Source organism: Streptomyces sp. A 4/2, assembly GCF_940670765.1.
Classification (GTDB): domain Bacteria; phylum Actinomycetota; class Actinomycetes; order Streptomycetales; family Streptomycetaceae; genus Streptomyces.
This window is the reverse complement of record NZ_CALNVW010000002.1, coordinates 367,898-389,821: the sequence shown is the minus strand read 5'-3', so window position 1 is coordinate 389,821 and position 21,924 is coordinate 367,898. Positions and strand designations below refer to the sequence as shown.

The 21,924-nt window shown below is 70.6% G+C and carries 21 protein-coding genes; 10 read left to right on the top strand and 11 right to left on the bottom strand.

Annotated elements, in window-relative coordinates:
• Nucleotides 1–218 precede the first annotated feature (218 nt).
• The 3 genes from NBY69_RS02400 to NBY69_RS02390 all read right to left on the bottom strand — a co-directional run bounded on the left by NBY69_RS02400 (nt 219) and on the right by NBY69_RS02390 (nt 2,927).
• Nucleotides 219–1,319: a HAMP domain-containing sensor histidine kinase gene (locus NBY69_RS02400; RefSeq protein ID WP_250297901.1), complete on the bottom strand. Its 1,101-nt coding sequence runs from the start codon at nt 1,317–1,319 to the stop codon at nt 219–221.
• Nucleotides 1,316–2,053 (bottom strand): response regulator transcription factor, encoded by a 738-nt coding sequence (locus tag NBY69_RS02395; RefSeq protein WP_164266008.1) that lies wholly within the window; start codon nt 2,051–2,053, stop codon nt 1,316–1,318. The genes NBY69_RS02400 and NBY69_RS02395 overlap by 4 nt, the downstream gene beginning before the upstream one ends.
• Before the next feature lie 124 nt (nt 2,054–2,177).
• A complete protein-coding gene (locus NBY69_RS02390) occupies nt 2,178–2,927 on the bottom strand; it encodes a spermidine synthase (RefSeq protein WP_250297900.1) in 750 nt (249 codons plus the stop codon).
• A gap of 87 nt (nt 2,928–3,014) precedes the next feature.
• On the opposite strand from NBY69_RS02390, the gene NBY69_RS02385 reads away from it, so the two are divergent.
• The 3 genes from NBY69_RS02385 (at nt 3,015) to NBY69_RS02375 (ending at nt 7,206) form a co-directional block, all read left to right on the top strand.
• A complete protein-coding gene (locus NBY69_RS02385; protein ID WP_308409460.1) occupies nt 3,015–3,887 on the top strand; it encodes a rhomboid-like protein in 873 nt (290 codons plus the stop codon).
• A gap of 27 nt (nt 3,888–3,914) precedes the next feature.
• A complete protein-coding gene (gene lon, locus NBY69_RS02380) occupies nt 3,915–6,323 on the top strand; it encodes an endopeptidase La (protein ID WP_250297899.1) in 2,409 nt (802 codons plus the stop codon).
• 88 nt (nt 6,324–6,411) lie between these two features.
• Nucleotides 6,412–7,206 (top strand): SDR family NAD(P)-dependent oxidoreductase, encoded by a 795-nt coding sequence (locus tag NBY69_RS02375; RefSeq protein WP_250297898.1) that lies wholly within the window; start codon nt 6,412–6,414, stop codon nt 7,204–7,206.
• Between the two features lie 149 nt (nt 7,207–7,355).
• Here NBY69_RS02375 and NBY69_RS02370 read toward each other — a convergent pair whose 3' ends face one another.
• Nucleotides 7,356–8,183: a lysozyme gene (locus NBY69_RS02370; RefSeq protein WP_250297897.1), complete on the bottom strand. Its 828-nt coding sequence runs from the start codon at nt 8,181–8,183 to the stop codon at nt 7,356–7,358.
• Between the two features lie 220 nt (nt 8,184–8,403).
• Between NBY69_RS02370 and NBY69_RS02365 the strand changes: the two genes are divergently transcribed.
• A complete protein-coding gene (locus tag NBY69_RS02365; protein WP_250297896.1) occupies nt 8,404–8,886 on the top strand; it encodes a MarR family transcriptional regulator in 483 nt (160 codons plus the stop codon).
• A gap of 72 nt (nt 8,887–8,958) precedes the next feature.
• On the opposite strand, the gene NBY69_RS02360 is transcribed toward NBY69_RS02365, so the two are convergent.
• Complete coding sequence (locus NBY69_RS02360) at nt 8,959–9,744, bottom strand: protein phosphatase 2C domain-containing protein (RefSeq protein WP_250297895.1); 786 nt, start codon at nt 9,742–9,744, stop codon at nt 8,959–8,961.
• Nucleotides 9,745–10,119: 375 nt separating this feature from the next.
• Here NBY69_RS02360 and NBY69_RS02355 point away from each other — a divergent pair, with 375 nt between their 5' ends.
• The 5 genes from NBY69_RS02355 to NBY69_RS02335 are packed head-to-tail and all read left to right on the top strand — an operon-like array spanning nt 10,120 to nt 15,445.
• A complete protein-coding gene (locus NBY69_RS02355) occupies nt 10,120–12,726 on the top strand; it encodes a nitrate- and nitrite sensing domain-containing protein (RefSeq protein ID WP_250298025.1) in 2,607 nt (868 codons plus the stop codon).
• Nucleotides 12,723–13,202: a roadblock/LC7 domain-containing protein gene (locus NBY69_RS02350; RefSeq protein WP_250297894.1), complete on the top strand. Its 480-nt coding sequence runs from the start codon at nt 12,723–12,725 to the stop codon at nt 13,200–13,202. The genes NBY69_RS02355 and NBY69_RS02350 overlap by 4 nt, the downstream gene beginning before the upstream one ends.
• Entirely contained in the window at nt 13,199–13,588 is a 390-nt protein-coding gene (locus NBY69_RS02345; protein WP_308409458.1) for a DUF742 domain-containing protein, read from the top strand. The genes NBY69_RS02350 and NBY69_RS02345 overlap by 4 nt, the downstream gene beginning before the upstream one ends.
• Complete coding sequence (locus tag NBY69_RS02340) at nt 13,569–14,195, top strand: ATP/GTP-binding protein (protein WP_250297893.1); 627 nt, start codon at nt 13,569–13,571, stop codon at nt 14,193–14,195. The genes NBY69_RS02345 and NBY69_RS02340 overlap by 20 nt, the downstream gene beginning before the upstream one ends.
• A gap of 14 nt (nt 14,196–14,209) precedes the next feature.
• Complete coding sequence (locus tag NBY69_RS02335) at nt 14,210–15,445, top strand: styrene monooxygenase/indole monooxygenase family protein (protein WP_250297892.1); 1,236 nt, start codon at nt 14,210–14,212, stop codon at nt 15,443–15,445.
• Here NBY69_RS02335 and NBY69_RS02330 read toward each other — a convergent pair.
• The 4 genes from NBY69_RS02330 to NBY69_RS02315 all read right to left on the bottom strand — a co-directional run bounded on the left by NBY69_RS02330 (nt 15,418) and on the right by NBY69_RS02315 (nt 18,809).
• Entirely contained in the window at nt 15,418–16,803 is a 1,386-nt protein-coding gene (locus NBY69_RS02330) for a C40 family peptidase (RefSeq protein WP_250297891.1), read from the bottom strand. The two genes, NBY69_RS02335 and NBY69_RS02330, sit on opposite strands and share 28 nt — an antisense overlap.
• Nucleotides 16,804–16,938: 135 nt before the next feature.
• Nucleotides 16,939–17,301, bottom strand: a complete 363-nt coding sequence (locus NBY69_RS02325) for a hypothetical protein (protein WP_250297890.1) — start codon at nt 17,299–17,301, stop codon at nt 16,939–16,941.
• Between the two features lie 34 nt (nt 17,302–17,335).
• Nucleotides 17,336–18,091 carry a TetR/AcrR family transcriptional regulator gene (locus NBY69_RS02320; RefSeq protein WP_250297889.1) on the bottom strand — a complete coding sequence of 252 codons (756 nt, stop codon included), beginning with the start codon at nt 18,089–18,091 and terminating at the stop codon, nt 17,336–17,338.
• A 118-nt stretch (nt 18,092–18,209) separates the two neighbouring features.
• Nucleotides 18,210–18,809, bottom strand: a complete 600-nt coding sequence (locus NBY69_RS02315) for a TetR/AcrR family transcriptional regulator (RefSeq protein ID WP_250297888.1) — start codon at nt 18,807–18,809, stop codon at nt 18,210–18,212.
• Nucleotides 18,810–18,949: 140 nt separating this feature from the next.
• On the opposite strand from NBY69_RS02315, the gene NBY69_RS02310 reads away from it, so the two are divergent.
• On the top strand, nt 18,950–19,813 hold the full coding sequence (locus NBY69_RS02310) for a class I SAM-dependent methyltransferase (protein ID WP_250297887.1): 864 nt from the start codon (nt 18,950–18,952) through the stop codon (nt 19,811–19,813).
• Here NBY69_RS02310 and NBY69_RS02305 read toward each other — a convergent pair.
• Together NBY69_RS02305 and NBY69_RS02300 are read right to left on the bottom strand one after the other, a co-directional pair.
• A complete protein-coding gene (locus NBY69_RS02305; RefSeq protein WP_250298023.1) occupies nt 19,810–20,682 on the bottom strand; it encodes a hypothetical protein in 873 nt (290 codons plus the stop codon). The two genes, NBY69_RS02310 and NBY69_RS02305, sit on opposite strands and share 4 nt — an antisense overlap.
• A gap of 35 nt (nt 20,683–20,717) precedes the next feature.
• A complete protein-coding gene (locus NBY69_RS02300) occupies nt 20,718–21,647 on the bottom strand; it encodes a helix-turn-helix domain-containing protein (RefSeq protein WP_250297886.1) in 930 nt (309 codons plus the stop codon).
• Between the last annotated feature and the right edge of the window lie 277 nt (nt 21,648–21,924).

The window sequence follows — 21,924 nt, the reverse complement described above, 5'->3', positions numbered from 1 at the left end:
GGCTACGCCTCCCTGGCCTGGAGGTGCAGGCCGGGCGGGCCATCGTCGCGTAAGTCACACTCGAAAGCTGGTTTCGGGGAGGGAATTGGCGGGAAACATGCGTGGTTCCGCGCCATTCGGGTACGACGCTCCACGGCCACTGCCCCTTGGGCAGCAGTCCCTGACCTGCTCACGCGCGGCTTCTTCACAGAACGCGCGCTTCCGCTTCGAACCTTACGTCAAGCTGATGTCCGGGATACGCCCGGAAGAGTGACGCGAATTCGGCAACCACGGGATGATTCGGCCACCCCGATCCGCCCGCCGTGAAGATCCACCGCCCACCGCGCGATGGCCAGGCCCAGTCCGGTGCCGCCGTCGCTGCCGGGACCGTGCGGGGACGGCGCCCGACCCCGGTTGAAGCGCTCGAACACCCGGTGCCGCTCCTGCTCGGGGATGCCGGGACCCTCGTCCACGACCTCCAGGTCCAGCGACTCCGGCTGCCGGCCGCGCCGTGCGCGGACCGTGACCCGGCCGTGCGGCGGGGAGTGCTTCACCGCGTTGTCGATCAGGTTGGCGACCACCTGGTGCAGCCGCTCCGCGTCCGCGTGCGCGGTCAGCTCGGGCGGCGAGACGTCCAGGTGGAGATGGACGTCCGTACGGCTGTGCTGGCCCCCGGAGCCCGAGGTGCCCCTGCGGTGCGCGGAGGCGAGGTTCGCCTCCTTCAGTACGCCCGAGAGGTACGGCCACACCTCGAAGCGGCTCGCCTTCAGCGGTACGACACCGTTGTCCAGGCGGGACAGGTCGAGCAGCGTCTCCACGAGGCGGCCCAGCCGCTCGGTCTGTTTCAGTGCGGTACGCATCGTCTCGGGATCCGCGGCCGAGACCCCGTCCACGACGTTCTCCAGCACGGCCCGCAGCGCCGCGATCGGCGTCCGCAGCTCATGGGAGACATTCGCCACCAGCTCCTTGCGGTGCCGGTCCACGGCCTCCAGGTCCTCGGCCATGCGGTTGATGGTCGACGCCAGGTCACCCAGCTCGTCCCTGCGGTCCGCGCCGCTGACCCGCCGCGTGTAGTCGCCGTGCGAGATCGACCGCGCGACCGTGTTCATCTCGTCCAGCGGCGAGGTCAGGCTGTGCGCCACGAACTGGGTGATCAGCATCGAGGCGATCACCGAGAAGACGGTGATGAAACGCAGCTCGGTCTTGGTGCGCAGGGCCACCAGCAGCAGCCCGGTGGTGATGAAGACCGAGACCACCACGAGCGTGCCGAGCTTGGCCTTGATCGATACGGGGAGGGGCCGCTGCCGGTTCCAGGCCCAGCGGAACCGCGTCCGGCTCATGGCGCCGGGGTCTCCAGCGCGTAGCCGACGCCGTGGACCGTACGGATGCGCTCCGCGCCGATCTTCCGGCGCAGCGCCTTGATGTGGCTGTCGACGGTACGGGTGCCCGACGCGTCGGCCCAGTCCCACACCTCGGCGAGCAGCTGCTCCCGGGAGAGGACCGCGCGCGGTGTGTTCGCCAGGCAGACCAGCAGGTCGAACTCGGTGGGCGTCAGGTGCACGTCGTCGTTGCGCACCCGCACCCGGCGCTGGGCGTGGTCGATCTCCAGCTCGCCGAGGCGGAGGATCCCGCTGCGCGGCGTCGAGGCGGCGATCGTCGCCCGCTCGACCCGGCGCAGCAGGACGTGCACCCGCGCCGCCAGCTCACGCATCGAGAACGGCTTGGTCATGTAGTCGTCGGCGCCGACACCGAGGCCGACCAGCATGTCGGTCTCGTCGTCCCGCGCGGTCAGCATCAGTACGGGCACCGGCCGCTGCGCCTGGACGCGACGGCAGACCTCAAGGCCGTCGAAGCCCGGCAGCATCACGTCGAGGACCATCAGATCCGGCTGCCAGCCCTGTGCCGCGTCCACGGCGGCCGGGCCGTCCGTGGCCGTCTGCACCTGGAAACCCTCGGCTCGCAGCCGGGCGGCAATGGCGTCGACGATTGTCGGGTCGTCCTCGACGACCAGCACCCGGCGCTGGGCGCCGGGGGTAGCCGCGACGCCGTTGTGGGTGGTGTGTGTCTGCTCCATCGCCCGCCCCTGGAAGTGCGCTCTTGGTCTGCGTTCTGATACGGCGTTCTGATACGGCGTTCTTAGATACGGCGTCCACATCTCTGTGTCGGTGAGCAGACTAGATGCACGGACGCCATCCCGGCTACGCAGGGCGAACAGCGAGATGGACCACGTCAGGCACGCCCCGGGCAACTGCGATCTCTTCGGTTCTTACCCCACTGAATCCGGCATTCCACAAGGCATCCTCGAATTTCGCCGAGGGCTGGGCGGACCAGACCGCAAGGATTCCTTCTGGTTTGAGCCGGTTCATGCAGGCCGCGAGTCCGCTCGGTGTGTACAGCCCCTCGTTGTCCTCGGTGACCGTCCAGTCCGGGCCATTGTCGATGTCCAGACACAAGGCGTCATATGCCGCCGCGGATTCGCGCATGTGGGCGACCAGATCGGTGGGCAGGATCACAGTGCGCGGATCGGCCAGTGCGGCGCCGGAGATCCGGGTGAGGGGGCCTTCGAGATGACGGTCGTGCCAGTCGATGATGGCCTGTTCGCGCTCGACGACGGTGATCGGTCCCCACCGGGGGTCGGCCGCGGCATGGGCGAGCGAGAAACCCACGCCGAGACCGCCGATGAGCAGCGCGGGGTTGGCGCGGCCGGCGGGCAGGGCATCCAGTGCCGCATCGATCAGCAGCCGCTCCGAGCGGCCGTCCGAGGTGTCCATCAGGAAACAGCCGTTGGCGATGATCTCGAAGTGCTCACCGCGTTCCCGCAGGACGACTTCGCCGTACGGGCCCTCGCGCCGGTCAAGAGTGCGTACGTCTTCGATGGTGATCCCCTCCTGGGTCGGGCCCCCGACGCCGCGGGTGGTGCCGGGGTTGCTTCGTGTGGCGCAGGTCATAGCCGGGACCGGAGACTGTTCCCGGGACCCAGCGTTGGGACAAGTGGGCGCGAACGGACGGACCGACGGCCGACAGGACAGACAGCAGTGCACCACACACGGCAGGCAGAACCGACGGCCGGTGTCACGGCCCGCGGTCTGCTGCGCCTGCTGCCCACCCCCACCGGGACGCCGTTCACCTTCGGCTACGTCCTGGTCCTGCTCGCCACCTCGCTCTTCGCCGCGTACGCGCCCCCGGCCACGGTCGACGCCCTGCTGCGCGGCTCCAGCACCGACATGGCACATCTGGCCAGGACCCCGCTGCTCTCCCTGGTGACCAGCGCGCTGTGGGTGGCCGGCGGGGTGCTGTCGACCTCCGCGATCGGCTTCCTCTTCGTGCTCACGGCCCTGGAGCGCCGCATCGGCCCGCTGCGTACCGGTGCCGTCTTCCTGGCGGGTCACGTCCTGACCACGCTGGCCACGGAACTCCCGGTGGGCATATCGGTGGCCGCCGGGCATCTGCCCGCCACCTCGCTGCACCGGTTCGACTACGGCATCAGCTTCGGCCTGATGGCCAGCGTGGGGGCGCTGGCCGGGCTGCTCGCCCCCGCGGTGCGCTGGTCCCTGCTGACGGTGGTCGCCTTCACGCTCGGCCAGGCGCTGCTGGCCTTCGTCGACCCGCTGACCGCGTGGGGCCACCCGCTCGCGCTCTGTTTCGGGGTGGCCTCCTGGCCCCTGGTGCGCCGCTGGCGGGCGGCCAGGATCAGGGCGGCCGGGGCCGGGTCGGCCGGAACAGAGGTGTCCGGCGCGGAGGCTGCCGGGACGGCGCCACCCGGCACTCCCAGCACCCCTGTCGCGTCTGCCGGCACTCCCGGCACCCCTGCCGCATCTGCTGGTTCACCCGGCCCCGCCGGCCCGATCGCTGAGAGCGAACAGCCGCTGGGGAACACCAGCGCCCTCCACGGCATTGAGTCTGCATAGCTCAACTTCACTGCCTAAGGGGAGATCATGGCTACTGAGTCCACGTACGCACCGCTCACCCTGCCCGTGCTGCCGCTCGACGACGAGGTCGTGCTGCCCGGAATGGTTGTGCCGCTGGATCTTTCCGACCCCGACGTACGCGCCGCGGTGGAAGCCGCACAGGCTTCGCCCGCCCGCTCCGGTGGCAACAAGCCGCTGGTCCTTCTCGTTCCGCGGATCGAAGGTACGTACGCGAGCACCGGCGTCCTCGGCACCGTCGAACAGGTGGGCAGGCTCTCCGACGGAGACCCCGGCGCCCTGGTCCGCGGCCGGGACCGGGTGCAGATCGGTGCGGGGACGACCGGCCCCGGGGCCGCGCTCTGGGTCGAGGGGATCCGGACCGACGAGAGCGACCCCGATCCGCTGCCCGGCTCCGCCACCGAGCTGATCAAGGAGTACAAGGCCCTCGCCACCAGCTGGCTGAAGAAGCGCGGCGCCTGGCAGGTGGTGGACCGGGTCCAGCAGATCGAGGGCGTCTCGGCCCTCGCCGACAACTCCGGCTACTCACCCTTCCTCAGTCTGGAACAGAAGATCGAGCTCCTGGAGACCGCCGACCCGGTGGCCCGCCTGAAGCTCGCTGTCACCTGGCTCGGCGAGCACCTCGCCGAGCAGGATGTCGCCGAGTCCATCGCCAAGGACGTCCAGGAGGGCGTGGACAAGCAGCAGCGCGAGTTCCTGCTGCGGCGCCAGCTGGAAGCCGTACGCAAGGAGCTCTCCGAGCTGAACGGCGACGCCGAGGACGAGTCCGACGACTACCGGACCCGTGTCGAGGCCGCCGACCTCCCCGGCCACGTCAGGGAGGCCGCGCTCAAGGAGGTCGAGAAGCTGGAGCGCTCCTCCGACCAGAGCCCCGAGGGTTCCTGGATCCGGACCTGGCTGGACACCGTCCTCGAACTGCCCTGGAACGAGCGCACCGAGGACGCCTACGACATCAGCGGCGCCCGGCAGATCCTGGACGCCGAACACTCCGGCCTGGACGACGTGAAGGAACGGATCACCGAGTACCTGGCGGTGCGCAAGCGCCGCGCCGACCGGGGACTGGGCGTCGTGGGCGGCCGTCGCGGTGGCGCGGTACTGGCCCTGGTCGGCCCGCCGGGGGTCGGGAAGACCTCGCTCGGCGAGAGCGTCGCGCACGCGATGGGCCGGAAGTTCGTCCGGGTCGCGCTCGGCGGTGTCCGGGACGAGGCGGAGATCCGCGGACACCGGCGTACGTACGTCGGCGCCCTGCCCGGACGCGTCGTCCGCGCCATCAAGGAAGCCGGTTCGATGAACCCGGTCGTCCTGCTCGACGAGATCGACAAGGTCGGCTCGGACTTCCGCGGCGATCCGGCGGCGGCGCTGCTCGAAGTCCTCGACCCGGCGCAGAACCACACCTTCCGCGACCACTACCTGGAGGTCGAGCTGGACCTCTCCGACGTGGTCTTCCTCGCCACCGCGAATGTCCTGGAGGCCATCCCCGAGGCGCTGCTCGACCGGATGGAACTGGTCACGCTGGACGGGTACACCGAGGACGAGAAGGTCGTCATCGCCCGTGACCACCTGCTGCCCCGGCAGCTGGAACGCGCGGGCCTGGAGCCCGGCGAGGTCACCCTCGACGACTCGGCGCTGCGCAAGCTGGCGGGGGAGTACACCCGGGAGGCGGGCGTACGGAACCTGGAGCGGGCCGTGGCGAGGCTGCTGCGGAAGGTGGCGGCCCGGCACGAGACGGGCGAGCAGGAACTGCCCCTCACCGTCACCGACGCGCAGCTGCGGCGCCTGATCGGACGCCCGCACCATGTGCCCGAGTCCGCCCAGGACCCGGCCGAGCGGCGTACCGCGGTGCCCGGCGTGGCCACCGGTCTCGCCGTCACCGGCGCGGGCGGCGACGTGCTCTTCGTCGAGGCGTCGCTGGCCGACCCGGAGACGGGCGCGGCGGGGCTGACCCTGACCGGTCAGCTCGGCGACGTCATGAAGGAGTCGGCGCAGATCGCGCTCTCCTTCCTGCGCTCGCACGGCGCGGAACTGGAACTGCCCGTCGCGGACCTGAAGGACCGCGGGGTGCACATCCACTTCCCGGCCGGCGCGGTCCCCAAGGACGGGCCGAGCGCGGGCATCACGATGACCACGGCGCTCGCGTCGCTGCTCTCCGGCAGGCAGGTCCGTACGGACGTGGCCATGACCGGCGAGGTGTCCCTGACCGGCCGGGTGCTGCCCATCGGCGGTCTGAAGCAGAAGCTGCTGGCCGCGCACCGGGCGGGCGTCACGACCGTGGTGATCCCCAAGCGGAACGAGGCGGATCTGGACGACGTCCCGGCCGAGGTGCTCGACCGGCTGGACGTGCACCCGGTGACGGATGTCCGCCAGGTCCTGGAGATCGCCCTCTCCCCGGCCGAGGTGAGGCTTCCGGCTGCTGCCTGACGGCCCCGGTGCTCTACTGGGATGAGCTTCCACCGGGGCCTCCACCGGGGCCCCACCGGGACGATCCGCCGCAGGAAGGACGATCACCGTGCTGATTGACCTCAAGGGGAAGAGCGCCCTGGTCACGGGCTCGACCCGGGGCATCGGAGCGGCCGTCGCGACCGGGCTCGCACGGGCCGGGGCGCGGGTCGCCGTCAACGGCCGCACCAGGGAGTCGGTCGGTGAGGCCGTGGCCCAGCTGAGCGTCCGGGCCCCCGGCGCCGCCTTCATGGCGGCGCCGGGGGACGTCTCCACGGACGAGGGCACCCGGCAGATCCTGGAGGCCCTGCCACGTACGGACATCCTCATCAACAACCTGGGCGTCTTCGGCGCGCGCCCCGCTCTCGACATCAGCGACGCCGAATGGCGGGAGTACTTCGAGGTGAACGTGCTCTCGGCGGTGCGGATGATCCGCGCGTACCTGCCCGGTATGAAGGAACGCTCCTGGGGGCGGATCCTGAACGTCGCGAGCGACTCCGCCCTCGTCATTCCCGCCGAGATGATCCATTACGGCATGTCGAAGACGGCGCTCCTGGCGGTCTCCCGCGGTTTCGCCAAGGAGGCGGCGGGCACCGGCGTGACGGTGAACTCCGTGATCGTGGGCCCCACCCACACCGGTGGTGTCGAGGACCTGATCCACGACCTGGTCGGTACCGAACTGCCGTGGGACGAGGCGCAGCGCGAGTTCATGCGCACCTACCGTCCGCAGTCGCTCATCCAGCGGCTGATCGAGCCGGAGGAGGTCGCGCACATGGCCGTCTACCTCAGCTCACCCCTCGCCTCGGCCACCACCGGCGGCGCGATCAGGGTCGACGGCGGTTACGTGGACTCGGTGCTTCCGTAGGGCCCGGGACTCCCGTACGGCGGGGCGTAGGAACTCCCGTACGGCGGACCGTCCGGACTCCCGTACGGGCGGGACCGCAGGGAATCCCGTGCGGCGGACCCGCGCAACCCCCGGCGCCGTGTCGCGCCGGGGGTCCGTCGTTCCGTACGTCAGCCGTTGGCGAGTGCCTGCACCCGGTCCAGCGCGCCGTTGAACTTGTCGTGGTCACCGACCGTCGGGCCGGTGGAGGTGTACTGCCACATGGTCTGGAAGCCCCAGCCCGCCGGCAGGGTGCCCGGCGCGGAGTCGTAGCGGGCGATCCACAGCGGGTTCGTGGACCCGAAGGCCGCGGAGTTGCCCGTGCACTGGGTCCACCAGCTGGTGGCGGTGTAGATCACCGCGTCGCGCCCGGTGAGCGACTTGTAGGTGTTGGCGAAGTCGTGGATCCAGGCGACCATCGATGCCGCGCTCAGGCCGTAGCAGGCGTCGCCGTACGGATTCCACTCGATGTCCAGCACGCCGGGCAGGGTCTTGCCGTCGCGGGACCAGCCGCCGCCGTGGCTGACGAAGTAGTTCGCCTGGTTGGCGCCGCTGGAGTCGTTGGGGGTCGCGAAGTGGTACGAGCCGCGGATCATCCCCACGTTGTACGAGCCGTTGTACTGCTGGGTGAAGGAGGGGTTCGTGTAGTAGTTGCCCTCGGTGGCCTTGGTATAGGCCCACCTCACACCGCTGTTCCACAGGGTCGCCCAGTCGACGTTGCCCTGGTACCCGGAGACGTCGACGCCTTCGGTCTGGGTGGCGGTGAGGGATGCGCGCGGAGTGCCGCCCCGGCCGTCGTGGTCGACGACACCCATTCCCATGGTGGCGGTGCCGCGGGCGGGGATGGCCGCGGCGGACGCCGTACCGGGCAGCGCGACGAGCGAGGTGAGGAAGGTGAGAAGAATCCCGACTGCGGCGATGCGTCCGCGTCGGGCCGTCCCGGATCTGAGCACGGGCATGTTCGTGCCTCCGAAAGGCTCGGTGGGGGGAACTGGGAACTCTTCCGACATGCCGTGGTGTGAACATGTCAGCAACGACGCTACGCACGTAGACCCGCACGGCGAAAGGGGGCCTGGGTGCTGCCGTTGGTCTACTCCTGCGAAATACTGGCCGAGCTGCGGCAATGGCAGGCGCTGAAAGAAAGTTTCAGGAACGGGAAAGCTCGCGAGGGGTGCTGACGTGCACGACAGCGGTACTGAAAGTGAACGCCCTGTCTCCACCGGGAATGGTGTGGACCATGAATTCCTGTCCCTGGAACGGGAGTTGACCGTCTTCCTGCGCCGCGCGAGGGCCGCGTCCGGCGAGATGTCGCGCGAAGTCCACCCCGATCTGGAGGCCGCCGCGTACGGGCTGCTGGTCTGCCTGGACGAATGGGGCGGGCAGCGCGCCACCGATCTTGCCGCCTACATCGGCGTCGGCCGGGCGACCATGAGCCGTCAACTCCGGGCCCTGGAAGACCTGGGCCTGGTCACCCGTGAGCAGGATCCCCACGACGGGCGGGCGTTCCTGGTCCGCCTCACCGACGAGGGGGGCGACCGGCTCCGGCAGGTCCGGGACGCCCGCCGGGCCGAATACGTCCGCAAGCTGGACGGCTGGGACCGCGCGGAGGTCGCCGAACTGGCCCGGCTGCTCCGTCACTTCAACGCCCGCTCGGAGGAGTGAAGTACCCACCGCGAGGTGCGGGAGGGTGGCCGGGATCTCCCGAACGCCCCCCGTTCCCCGGGAGTTCGCCGCTCAGAGCTCCAGCAGCAGCGCGGACGCGTCGTCATGGGTCTTGCCGTTCCTCAGGAAGGTGCGGTCCGTGGCGTCCGCGGACTCCAGTGCCCGCACCCGGTCGATGAGTCCCTGCGGCCCCTCCTTGCGCAGGACGCCGAAGCAGTCGCTCCAGTCGCCCTCCCCGAAGACCTCCACCCAGCGGCTCGCGCCGTCACTGAGCGCGGCCAGCGCCCGTACCTCCGCCAGCGGCGTACGGCCGGTCACCGCGCGCGCCACCACCGCGGGGTCGGCCGCCGCGGTGAAGAAGCCGCCCTCCTGGTTCCGTACCGCGTCGGCCGTCGCATGGGTCGCCAGGACCTCGCGCGGCAGCCGGTCGAGACGGTCGTCCAGCACCGCCCGCACCGCGCCGTTCACGTCCTCCACCAGCAGGATCGAGTCGGAGAGCACCAGGTGCTCCACGGTGTCCGCGGACCAGCGCGCCAGGACGACCGTCGCCTGAGGTGTGCGAACGTGAGAAAGATCACAGGTTTGACGATGGGCGTCGGAGGTACGGACGATCGCCTCCGCCAGTACCTCACGCAGGTTCATATCCCCCCGCGAACCGGACAGTTCGACCAGTGCGCCGCCGAGCCGGGCCGTGAACCAGGGCACGCCGTGCACACATCCGTCGTCGCCCTCCGGTGGTGTCACTCCGTCCAGCAGGACGATCGCACCGCCCTGTCCCGAAGCAGGCAGGGCCACACCGGTCCAGTCCTCGTTGGGGCGTTCGGGGCTTCCCCCGGTGGAAGTGAGTTCGATGCGCATACCGGCAGTCTGCCCGAGCCCTTCACGACAGCCGCACAATGACGGCCCTCCCGGCCCGGACCGCCACGCCGGACGGGGGTCTCCGGGGGGCTTGGGGTGGAATGTGTGGCTCCGCGACTCTGCGGGCGGGCATCCTGCCAAAGCCCGTGCGGAAGTTCCAACCGGCACTCCGTATGCCACCGGTACGTACCGCTCGCAGAGTTGTTCGCCAACTCGCTGGTGATGTTCACTCGTTCGGGTGGCCGACCCGGCGATGCGCACTCCCCTCCCAAATCCACTGGAATGGTCAGAAGCCGTACCAGTGGTGGAAGCGCATGCTGGTGATCAGCCGTCACCTCGGCTTCATGCGTGGACGAGTCAAGATTGCGAGCACCGGTGCAGAACAAGCGGCTTCGGGGCAACAAAGGCGTGCCTGTCGAGCGCACGGTCCGGGTACGCAGGCGTCTTTTCGGGGGCGTGGCCGTGGTCGGCCTCACCGTCCTGGCGGCCGGCGCCCCCGCTGTGTACACCGCGTCGACCGAACTGACGGACGCCCAGCACCTGGTCACCCTCGCCGACCTGGAACAACAGACGGTCTCCCTGGGGCACGCCCTGGCGGACGAGCGCGACGACGTCACGGTCTACATCGCGGGCGGCCGGGCCAAGAAGGACAAGCTCGCTGCCGACCGGGCCACCCGCGTCGACAACGAGATCGAGGAGATCGGCGCGGCGGCCCCCGCCACGCTCCGGCGTGACCTCGCCACTCTCCCCTCCCTCCGCCGGACCGTGCTGAACGGCAAGGGCAGCGCGCTGGACGCCGACAAGGCGTACACCGACCTGATCGACAAACTCCAGGACATCTCCGACCAACTGGCCGACCAGACCCCGCCGGAGGCCGCAGCGGCCACCCGGGCACCGGTCGAACTCGGCCACGCCGTCGAGCAGGCGAGCCAGACCCGCGGGCTGCTGCTCGCCGCGCTGGCCGTCCCGCAGGGCGAACGGACCACCAGGTACGACCCGGTGAGCGGCCAGTACGTACCGCAGCCCGCGGCTCCCGACAGCGAAGAGGCCCGTACCCGCAACGGCCTGAGCGCCGCCGCCCAGCAGTCCAGGGTCCGGGAACTCGCCGCGCTCTCCGACTTCGACCAGGCCGCCGACCCGGCCGCCCGCGACACGCTCGCCAGTACGGTCTCCGGCTCCGAGGTCACCACCGCCGAGGGCTATCTGACGCGCCTCACCGCCCAGCCGCAGCTCTCCGAGTCCGACCTCAAGACCAATCCGGCCAAGGCCGGTGCCGCGCTCACCGCGCGCATCGACCAGATGCGCGGCGTCGAGTCCTCGCTCGGCAACCGGCAGGCCAAGCGCCTCGCCGCACTGCGGGACGACGCGGTGACCGCACTGGAGATCCGGATCGCCCTCGCCGGGGTGCTCCTGCTGATCGCCATCGGGGTCGGCGCCGCCGTGGCCCGTACGCTCACCCGGCCGCTCGCCGTGCTGCGGATCGGCGCCGCGCGGCTCGCCGGAGCGCCCGAGTCGGAGGAACCGATCCGGTTCACCGGCCGCAACGACGAGTTCGCCCAGGTCGTCCGGTCCATCAACGCCCTGCACGGCAGGGTGCTGACTGCGGGCGCCCGCGCCGAACGGCTCGTCGGAGACCAGCGCGACCTGCTGGGCGGACAGGAACGGTTCGAGTCCGAGCGCGCCGTGCTGGAGGCCCGGACGGCCGAAGTGAGCGCCCGGCTCGACCGGCTGCGGCACACCGTCCAGTCGACCTTCGTCAACCTCTCGCTGCGCAGCCTCGGACTCGTCGAGCGTCAGCTCACCGTCATCGAGAGCCTGGAGGAACGCGAGCAGGACCCCGAGGCCCTCGCCACCCTCTTCAAACTCGACCACATGGCGACCGTGCTGCGCCGGCACACCGAGAACCTGCTGGTGCTCGCGGGCACCGAGCACAGCCACGGCCACGGTGGCGGTCCCGTACCGCTGGTGGACGTGCTGCGCGCCGCGGTCAGTGAGATCGAGCGGTACGAACGGGTCGAGTTCAGGTCCCTGCCGCCGCACTCCCAGGTCGCGGGCTTCGCCGCCGACGACATCAGCCACCTCGTCGCCGAACTCCTGGAGAACGCCACGGCGTTCTCGCCGCCGGAGGCCCATGTCCAGCTCTCCGGCTATCTCCTGGAGAACGGCGAGGTGATGCTCACCGTGCAGGACGAGGGCATCGGCATGTCGCCCGGCCGCCGCGACGAACTCAACGTGCTCCTCGCCGACCCCGACGCGCCGCGCCCCGGCAGGCCCGCCGACGAGCAGTCCGGACTCGGCCTCCAGGTGGCCTCCCTGCTGGCCGCGCGCCACGGCGTCCGGGTCGAGCTGCGCGAGCAGAAGCAGGGCGGGGTCGCCGCGGTCGTCGTACTGCCGTGCGCGCTGCTGCCCGACGAACCTCCCACCGCACCGGCGCAGTTCGTGCCGAACGCCGGGACGACGCCCGCGCTGCACCAGCCGGGCTCGGTCGCCGAGGCCAACTCCAACACGATCCCGGCCAAGTCGCGTTACGCCATAGGAGCCGACGCGCACGAGCGCACGGCCGACGCGGTGGACGAGCCGACCTTCACGATGCGGCGCCCCGACCCCGTACCGGAGCCGGAGCCCGTACAGCAGCCCGCGCCCGTACAACAGCCCGAGCCCGTACGGCAGCCGGACCCGGCTCCCGCCCCGGCTCCCGCCCCGGACCCCGCCGCGACCGGCCGTATCCCGGAGCAGGGCGCCGAACGCATCACCGACAAGGGACTGCCCAAGCGCACCCCCAAGATCACCAAGCCCGCGGCGACCGCGCCCCGGCCACGTGTCGGCGGTGTGGACGCGGAAGCGCTGCGCAGTAGGCTCGGCGGCTTCCACCAAGGAGCGAAGAACGGCCGCAAAGACGTCGAGACCGAGATCTCGGAACAGAGATCGGACGTTGTACGTACCGATGCCGCGGGGGACAGTGTCGAGGAGGCACGTAGTTGACTGCGCCCAGCACATTCGGACTGAGCAGTGAAGCCCGGAACCTGCACTGGCTGTTGAAGAATCTCGTCGAGGAGGTGCCAGGGCTCCGTTCCGTCGCCGTCGTCTCGTCCGACGGACTGCTCCTGCTCTCCTCGGACCCGGAGACCCCGGTCAAGGCCGAACAGGTCACGCAGAGCGGGCCCAAGGGATCCGCCGCCGACCTCGCCACCATCGTCTCCGGCATCGGCAGCCTCACCATCGGTGCGGCGAAGCTGATGGACGGCGGGAACGTCAAGCAGACGATGGTCGCCATGGAGGAGGGCAGCGTCTTCGTGATGTCGGTCAGCGACGGCTCACTCCTCGGAGTGCACGCCACGCCGGACTGCGACATGAGCGTCGTGGCCTACCACATGGCACTCTTCGTCGGCCGCGCCGGTCATGTCCTCACCCCCGAACTCCGCAGCGAGCTGCGCAAATCGATGGAGAGCGCCCAGTGACCCCGGCACTGCCGGTCCGCAACCCGGACCGCCGCCCAGCGCGGGTACGCCCGTACTCGCTCACCGGCGGCCGTACCAAATTCGGCCACATCCTCTTCGTGGAGACCTTCGTCGCCGCGATCGAAGCACCCCCGGAGCGTCCGGAGCTGGCCAACGGCCCGCTGCGTCTGATGCCGGAGATGCGGGCCATTGTCGAGATCTGCCGGCGGATGCGTACCGTCGCCGAGATCTCCGCACTGCTGAAGATGCCGCTGGGGGTCGTGCGCGTGCTGCTCAGCGACCTCGCAGACCAGGGAAAGATCCGTGTGTACGGAACCGGGCACGGCGAAGGCCAGCCCGACCGCGCTTTGCTCGAAAGGGTGCTGAGTGGACTCCGCCGTCTCTGAGACGCTGATCCCCGCCGAGGCCGACGAGGCTGTCCAGGCCTGGCAGAACAACCGCACCCGGGCGCCCATCTCCACCAAGATCGTGGTGGCGGGCGGCTTCGGTGTCGGCAAGACGACCTTCGTGACCGCGGTCTCGGAGATCACTCCGCTCCAGACCGAAGCCCTGATGACGCAGGCGAGCGAGGAGACCGACGACCTCAGCGCCACGCCGGACAAGACGACCACCACGGTCGCCATGGACTTCGGCAGGCTGACCCTCGACGACGACCTCGTGCTGTACGTCTTCGGCACCCCGGGCCAGCAGCGCTTCTGGTTCATGTGGGACGACCTGGTGCGCGGCGCGATCGGCGCGATAGTCCTGGCGGACACCCGCCGCCTCGCCGACTGCTTCCCCGCTCTCGACTACTTCGAGAGCTGCGGGCTGCCGTACATCGTGTCGGTCAACCACTTCGAGGGCACACCGGACTTCGAGGCCCAGGACGTCCGCGAGGCGCTGACGATTCCCCGGCACGTGCCCGTGCTGATCATGGACGCACGGAAGAGGAATACGGTGGTCGAGTCTCTGCTGGCCCTGGTGGGCCACGCACTCGACACCACCCCCGAATAGGAGAACAACCCGCCATGCGGAAGATACTCATCGTGGGAGCCGGCCAGTCCGGACTCCAGCTGGCCCTCGGACTTCAGTCACAGGGCTACGAGGTCACTCTCATGTCGAACCGCACCGCCGATGAGATCCGCTCCGGCCGGGTCATGTCCACGCAGTGCATGTTCCATACCGCGCTCCAGCACGAGCGGGACCTTCAGCTCAACTTCTGGGAGTCCCAGGCCCCGAAGATCGAAGGGCTCGGCGTCTCCGTGGCCGCCCCGGACTCCTCCCGCGCCATCGACTGGGTGGGCAAGCTCGACGGCTACGCCCAGTCGGTCGACCAGCGGGTGAAGATGGCCGGCTGGATGGAGACGTTCGCGCAGCGCGGTGGACAGTTGGTGATCCACGGTGCGGCAGTCTCCGACCTGGACTTCTTCGCCCGGACGTACGACCTGGTGATGGTCTCGGCGGGCAAGGGCGAGCTGGTCTCGATGTTCGGCCGGGACGCCTCGCGTTCGCCGTTCACCGCGCCGCAGCGTGCGCTGGCGGTGGCGTACGTGCACGGCATGGGCGTCCGCCCCGAGCACCCCGACTTCGACGCGGTCCGCTGCAACCTGGTCCCGGGCGTCGGCGAGCTGTTCGTGATGCCGACCCTCACCAACTCCGGCCGCGCGGACATCCTGTTCTGGGAGGGCATACCCGGCGGCCCGCTGGACGCCTTCCAGGGCATCAAGGACCCTTCCGAGCACCTGGCGCTGACGCTGGAGCTCATGCAGAAGTTCACGCCGTGGGAGTACGCGCGCGCCACCGGCGTGGAACTGACCGACGCGGGCGCCACCCTCTCCGGCCGTTACGCCCCCACCGTCCGCAACCCGATCGGCCGGCTGCCCGGCGGCGGTCTGGTCCTGGGCGTCGCCGACGTGGTCGTCGCCAACGACCCGATCACCGGCCAGGGCTCCAACTCGGCCTCGAAGTGCGCTGCTTCCTACCTGGGCTCCATCGTCGACCGGGGCGACCAGCCCTTCGACGAGGCGTGGATGCAGCAGACCTTCGACCAGTACTGGGAGACGGCGAAGCACGTCACCAAGTGGACGAACGCCATGCTGGGCGTCCCCCCGGAGCACGTACTGAACCTGATCGGCGCGGCGGGCCAGCTCCAGCCGGTGGCCGACCGCTTCGCGAACGGCTTCAACAACCCCGCGGACTTCGAGAACTTCTTCTTCGAGCCGGAGAAGACGAACGCCTACCTGGCCGAGGTCTCCGGAGCCTGATTCCCGGTCCCGGCCTGATCGCTGGTCCCGGCCTGGCCTTCGGCACCGGCACCGGCCCCACTTCCCGTACCGGCTCCACCGTCGGTTCCGGCATGCCGCCCGGACTCCGGATCACCTCCGGCGTCCGGGCGGACCGCGCCCAGTACCGGATTCGACGCGAGGGGCGAGACCTTCACCTCGGCGCCGGGGCGCGGCGCCTGGACCACCTGCCCGTGGCCGATGTACAGCGCGACATGGGTGGCCCCCGGGAAGTAGACGATCAGGTCGCCGGGGCGCAGGGCCCGCAGCGATACCTTGCGCAGCTGCCGCCACTGCTCCTGGCTGGTGCGGGGGATGGTGTGGCCCGCGTGGGCCCAGGCCTGCGAGGTGAGCCCGGAACAGTCGAAGGAGTCCGGGCCCGTGGAACCCCAGAGGTACGGCTTGCCGACCTGGGTGAGCGCGTACCGCACCGCCTTCAGCCCCCGCTGCGACGCCGCCGCCTGCGGTCCGCTCAGCGCGCCCGACGTGAGCAACTGGTCCTGGGCCGCGCTGGTGTCCGCCTGGTCCAGTGCCTTCACGTCGGAGGCCTCGCCCGGGGTGAGCGTGGCGAGCAGCGCCTCCGCCTGCCGGAGCCGGGCCTCGGCCGTGGCGTACTCCTTCTTCTGCCGGGCGGCGAGAGCCTGTTGGCGGTTCAGTGCGGCGCGTGAGGCGGTGGTGAGGGTGTCCGCGTGGTGTTCGGCGCTCGTGAGCCGTTTCGCCTTCGCCAGCAGATCGGCGGACGCCTGCTGCAGCTGGTGACTCTCGTCGAGTGCCTGCTGGGGGTCGTTGCCGAGCAGCAGACTCAGGTACGGGGAGAGCCCGGACCTGCCCTGGTACTGCTCTCGCGCCAGTTGGCCCGCGGCGTTGCGGCTCTGCGCGAGCTCGATCCGTGCCTTCGCCAGACCGGCGGTGACGTTCACGGTGGCGGACCGCTGGCGCTTGAGCGCGTCCACGGTGGCCCGGTACTTCTGCCCGGCCGCCTCGGACTGCTGGTAGAGACGGCGAAGCCGCCCCAGTACGGCATCGGCGGGGGCGCCGGGGGCGAGCGGGGCTCCGTCGGGGGAACCGGGGTTCGCGGCGGGGTGCGCGCCCGGATCTGCGGCGGGGTCTGCGGCGGGATCTGCGACCGGGTCCGTGGCCGGATCTGCGGTGGAGGCGTCGGGGCTGGCCGAGGCGGCGGGACGGGCCGTGCCGACCGGGTCGGCCGCTACGGGCCGGGGCGGGGGCGCGGGCAGCGGGCCGCGGGTCACGTCGGGGTCGGCGAGCGCGGGCGACGACCCGGAGACGATCACCGTGACCAGCGCCGTCGTGCAGATGAATCGGAGCAGCCTGCCTGACACCACATCACCTCTGCTTCCGGGGCGGTCCGTCCGCCCCGGAACGAGCATGTGGCGAAGCGGCTGCTGTCGCCTCACAGGTGGTCGACCCGGCGCAATACGGTCACCCGGACAGGGGAGCCCCGGCGCGGTTCCTGGCTATGCGTCAGGTTTCGTGCCGGGCTCCGGTTCCGGCCCCGCCGGCCCCTTCGACCCAGCCTCCGGCTCTTGCTGCGACTGCGACTGCGGCTGCGGCTTCGGCTGTGGTTTCGACCAAGGCCACTTCAGCGTGCGGGGCCGCCCCTCGGGCGCGTACTCGTACCGCCAGCCGCGCTGGATCCCCAGCCGCTTGGTGTGCCCGGCCGGAGTGCGTACGTAGACCAGCACGGTCGGCGGGCCGCCCGCCGCGTCAGGGACGGGGACCTCGTACACCTTCGGCGGCTGACCGGTCGGCCCCAGCAGGATCGGCAGTACGCGCCCGTCCAGCGGGCCGCCCACGAACAGGGTTTCTTCGCTCTTCACCGGGCCAGTCTGACTGACGACGCATACCGGGCCGTCAGGACGCGGCAGACTCCCCGCCGGTCGGCCCGGTCAGCAGATGGGCGGTCTCGCCCACGACGGGCAGCAGCCGACGGGCCAGCACCCCGGCCGCGCCGTCGGGTCTCTCCGCCGCCAGCGCCGTCCGCACGGCCTCCGCGGTCTGGCGGTCCGTCGCCGCGGTCGCGGCGAGCAGCGCGATGAGATGGTCGATCAGCCAGCCGCGGAGTTCGGCGAGCGGCGGCCGTTTCTCCTCGTCGAGCCAGATCAGCGAAGCGGCCTCGACAGCGGCGATCCAGGTCCGCACCATCATGCGCAGCCGCGGACCGGGCGCCGTGACCCCGAGGTGGACCAGGATCTGTTCGGCCGCGGCCCGCCGCACCTCGTCCACGATCGCCCCGGTCCGGGAGGTCTCGGCGACGGTCCCGCCCTGCAACAGCGCGGAGAACCCGGCATCGTGCTGATCGACGAAGGTGAGATAGCGGTCGAGCACCCGGGCCAGCCGTACGGTCAGCGGCCCGGTCTGCGGTTCGGCGAAACACAGTTCCAGCTCGTCCGCCGCGGAGCGCAACGCCTTCTCGTACAACTGCTGCTTGCCGCCGGGGAAGTACCGGTAGACCAGCGGCCGGGAGACCCCGGCCGCCTCGGCCACGTCATCGAGCGACACCTCGTCCGGCGCGCGCTGCGCGAACAGCGAGAGGGCCGCGTCGAGGAGCTGTATTCGGCGCTCCTCGACGCTGAGACGTCGGTACGCGGGGATCGCTGCGGGGGTCATGCCCGCAGCGTAATCGCCGCCCGGACCGGCACGGGCACCACGAGCGGGCGCTGTCCATACTGGCGCCGCCGTCCCCGCAGCTGCCCCCGCCGCTGTCCGGTGGCGGCTCCGTCGAGGATCACCCCGACAGTCCTTGGCCGTCCACCAGCGTGGCCACCAGGCGCGTCATGAGGGGCTGCGGGTCGGGCCTGCCCGGCCAGCTGGTCATCAGGAGATGGTGGGCGGTGCCGACGACGGCGAGGGCCACGGTGTTCGGGTCGACGGTCCCGGCGACTCGGCCGAGCTTCTGTTCGGTCGCGAGATACGACGTGATGGCCTCCTCGATCGCGGTGAGGCCGGGCGCCCCGCCTTTCAGGGCCTCTCGGATCAGCCGCGCGGTGACGGTTCGGCTCATGGCCAGGCCGGAGAGAGCCGGGCCGGCGGAGTCGAACAGCGCGAGGACGACGGTGTCGAGGTTCCGCGCCACCGTGCCCTGCCCGGCGAGCTGCGACAGTGCTTGCGCCTTCGCGGCTGTCCGTGCGAACCGGTCGAGGCAGAGCTCGGCCACGAACGCGTCGAGCCCCGCGAAGTGCGTATGCAACAGCCCCTTGGCGCAGTCGGCCTCGGTGGTGACGGCCCGGCTGGTGAGTGCGCCTGGCCCGTCCCGCTCCACGACACGCTCGGCCGCAGCGAACAGCCGCTCGCGTACGTCCGGGGTCGTCACTCCGCGTGGGGACATAGGGGTCTCTCTTCCGTTCCGATGCCGCTGCCGTCGATTGCGTCAACCCCTGCACTGGCCAAGGAGGTTGCTCGTTTGGGCATGTGCCCATACTGTTTGGGCGCACGCCCATTATCTGTCATTCACCCCAGGGGAACCCCGTGTCGGACGTTGTCAACACCGAGCAGGCGCAGGCATGGAACGGTCAGGAAGGCTCCCACTGGGCCCGTAACCAGGACCGCTGGAACGCGGTGAACGAGGGCTTCGACGAGCCGCTGCTCGATGCTGCCGGGATCACCGGGGACCACCGGGTCCTCGACCTCGGCTGCGGCTCCGGGCAGACCACGCGCCTGGCGGCGCTCAGAGTGCCCCGGGGCCACGCGCTCGGCCTCGACCTGTCCGGTCCGATGCTGGCCGAGGCGCGGGCCCGCGCGGAGTTGGAGGGCATCACGAACGCATCCTTCGTGCAGGGGGACACCCAGGTGCACCCCTTCGAGGAGGGCTCGTTCGACGCGGCGGTCAGCCGCTACGGGGTGATGTTCTTCGCCGACCCCGAGGCGGCCTTCGGAAATGTCGGCCGGGCACTACGGCCCGGCGGGCGCCTGACGTTCGTCTGCCCGGCCGATGCCGCGCTCAACGGCTGGGTCACGGCGATGGCGTCGCTGCGCGACATCCTGCCCACCGGGGACTTCGGACGGCCGGGGCTGCCAGGCATGTTCTCCCTGGCAGCCCCGGACCGTATCCGGGCGGTGCTCGCCGCAGCCGGATTCACCGACGTGCGCATCAACCAGGCGCAGGCGTACGGAGTTTGGGGACACGGCGCCGGGGATGCGGCGGAGTTCCTCCTGGGCACCGGCCCCGGCCGCCACCTGATGGAGCAGGCCGACGCGGCTACGCGATCACGCGCCCGCCGCGCCCTGACGGACCATCTGCGCGCCCAGGAGGCGGCGGACGGCACGGTCCGACTGATCAGCACATCATGGCTGGTCTCAGCGGACCGGCCGACCGGACCGGCCAGCCCTTAGTCCTCGGTGAAGATCTCCTCTGCGGTGGCTGCGGTAGCGGCCCGGTTGAGCCACTGGTGCAGGAGCTCGGGGTCGCCGCAGCCGGTGATCTTCTCGCGGATCTCGTCGGTGACGGCGATGCCGCGCACCTCCAGGATGAGCAGGAGGCCTTCGACTCGGCCTTCGACTCGGCCTTCGTCCCGGATTTCTTCCGAGATGGATGACGTGTAGAAAGAGAGGTCCACGGCCACCAGGTTCCTCCATTGTTGTGCGACCGGACGGTTGCCCAGGCCTTGTGTGGTGAGTTCGACGATGGGGGCGGCGATTGCCTCCGGGGTGTCCCGCAGCGCGCCGGAGAGCGATTTCAGTATGGCACCGACGTCCGGATCACCGGCGTGTGTGATGACGGAGAGGACAGCGAGTGCCAGGTCCTTGCGGGCCTCGGCGACATCGGTGATGACCGGGATGTTGTGCGGTCCCGCGACGAGTGGATGCAGCGTGAGCACGGGCCATTGGGGCGCGCCGAGGGGCACCGGGCGTGCGGCCCATTCGGCGGTGGCACGGTCCTGGCAGACGACCAGCAGCGTGGTCGGCAGCCGGTACTTGTTGAGCAGGTAGGAGAAGTAGTACGCCCAGCTGGCGGGCTTGTCGACGTCCTTCTTGCCCTGGGCCTCGACGGCGAGGAGGAACGGCCCGTCCTCCTCCGTCTCGATACGCAGAAGGGTGTCGACCCGGCGTTCGAGCGGGTTGGTTTCGGTGAGGTCGTTGGGCAGGACCGTGGCGGAGACGGGCGGCGGGAAGGTGGCTCCTAACACCTCCGAGACACGGGAGAAGAGGCCCGGGTACTCCTGGAAGACCCGGTGCATTGCCTCATGGGGCGAGCTGACCATGTAGTTCCGTTCATGTGTGTGCGGGTGGTCGTGGTTCATGCGGCGGATTGCCGCACGTCGGTTCGACAGCTGCGGCACGTGCCTGGCTCCGGGGCCCGGAAGGCGCGGTCGCAGCGGTCGCAGTTCTGGAGCGGGTCCGGGCGCTGTACGGAGTCCGGGGCCGCAGGGAGCGGTGGTGGGAGAAGCTCGGTGAGGCGGTGGGCCAGAAGTCCGGCTGGGCGGGTCAGCGGGTCGGGCAGGCCGGTGCTGAGGGCATGGCTGACGGTCTCGGACCCGACGCCGCGTTCCAGCCAGGCCGCGACGGCCGGGGCGAGGCGGCGCACGTCGTGCGCGGAGAGCAACAGCCGTGGGTCGTGGCGGCGCAGACCGGCCAGCAGGTCGATGGCCGCACGATGGCGCTCCAGGTCGTGGGCCTGTGGCTGGGGGAGCGACGGGCGAGCGGGAACGGGGTTGCGTGGCACGGGGGTTCGGTCCGGCTGCGACAGGGGTTCCGGCGGCGGTACGGGTTCCGGCGCGGCGGAGGGCATGGGCGCCTGCGGGCGGGCCGCGCGGCCGGGCGCGGGCCGCGTGCTGGGCGCCACCGGAGGGAGCGCGACGGCGCCCGGCTGATTGTACGAAACCGTACGGGTGATGACCCGCCCGCTCGGCAGGCGTTCCCGGGTGCGTTCCAGGTAACCGTGTGCCTCAAGTTCGCGTAACGCGGCGGCGATCCGGGTCTCGCTCTCCGGGTAGCGGTCGGCCAGGGCCTTGATGCCGATCTTGGCTCCGGCGGGCAGCGACTGGATGTGTACGGCCAGCCCGATCGCCAGCAGCGAGAGCTCGCGGTGCTGGGCGAGGTGGTTGCCGACGACCGTGTAGCGGCTGGTGTGGTGGGAGTTGATGTGCACGACACCGGATGCCGGTGTGGCACGCCCGCGAACGGGGGACGGGGTGCGCGGGGGAGCGCTAATCTGCTGGGTATCCATCGGGAAGGTCCGCTTCCTCGGTGGTCAGGCCCTCGTTCGGGATGCCAGTCCCGGCCGGGGGCCGTCGCATGTCTGGGTGGTGGTCGCCGCGAGCATATGCCCGCCAACCGGTCCCAAACCCAGCGGAATTGGCGAAATTCACCCGTGTGAGTGACGGCGGGTGAGAGTGGTGACGGGCAGGGTGGGGAAGGTAATTTCCCCGTTTCTTTGAGTCTTTGATGTCGCGCGTCGCCGCGTCGCGGTTGACCGGGTCGTGGACGACCGCGACGCGGTGGCG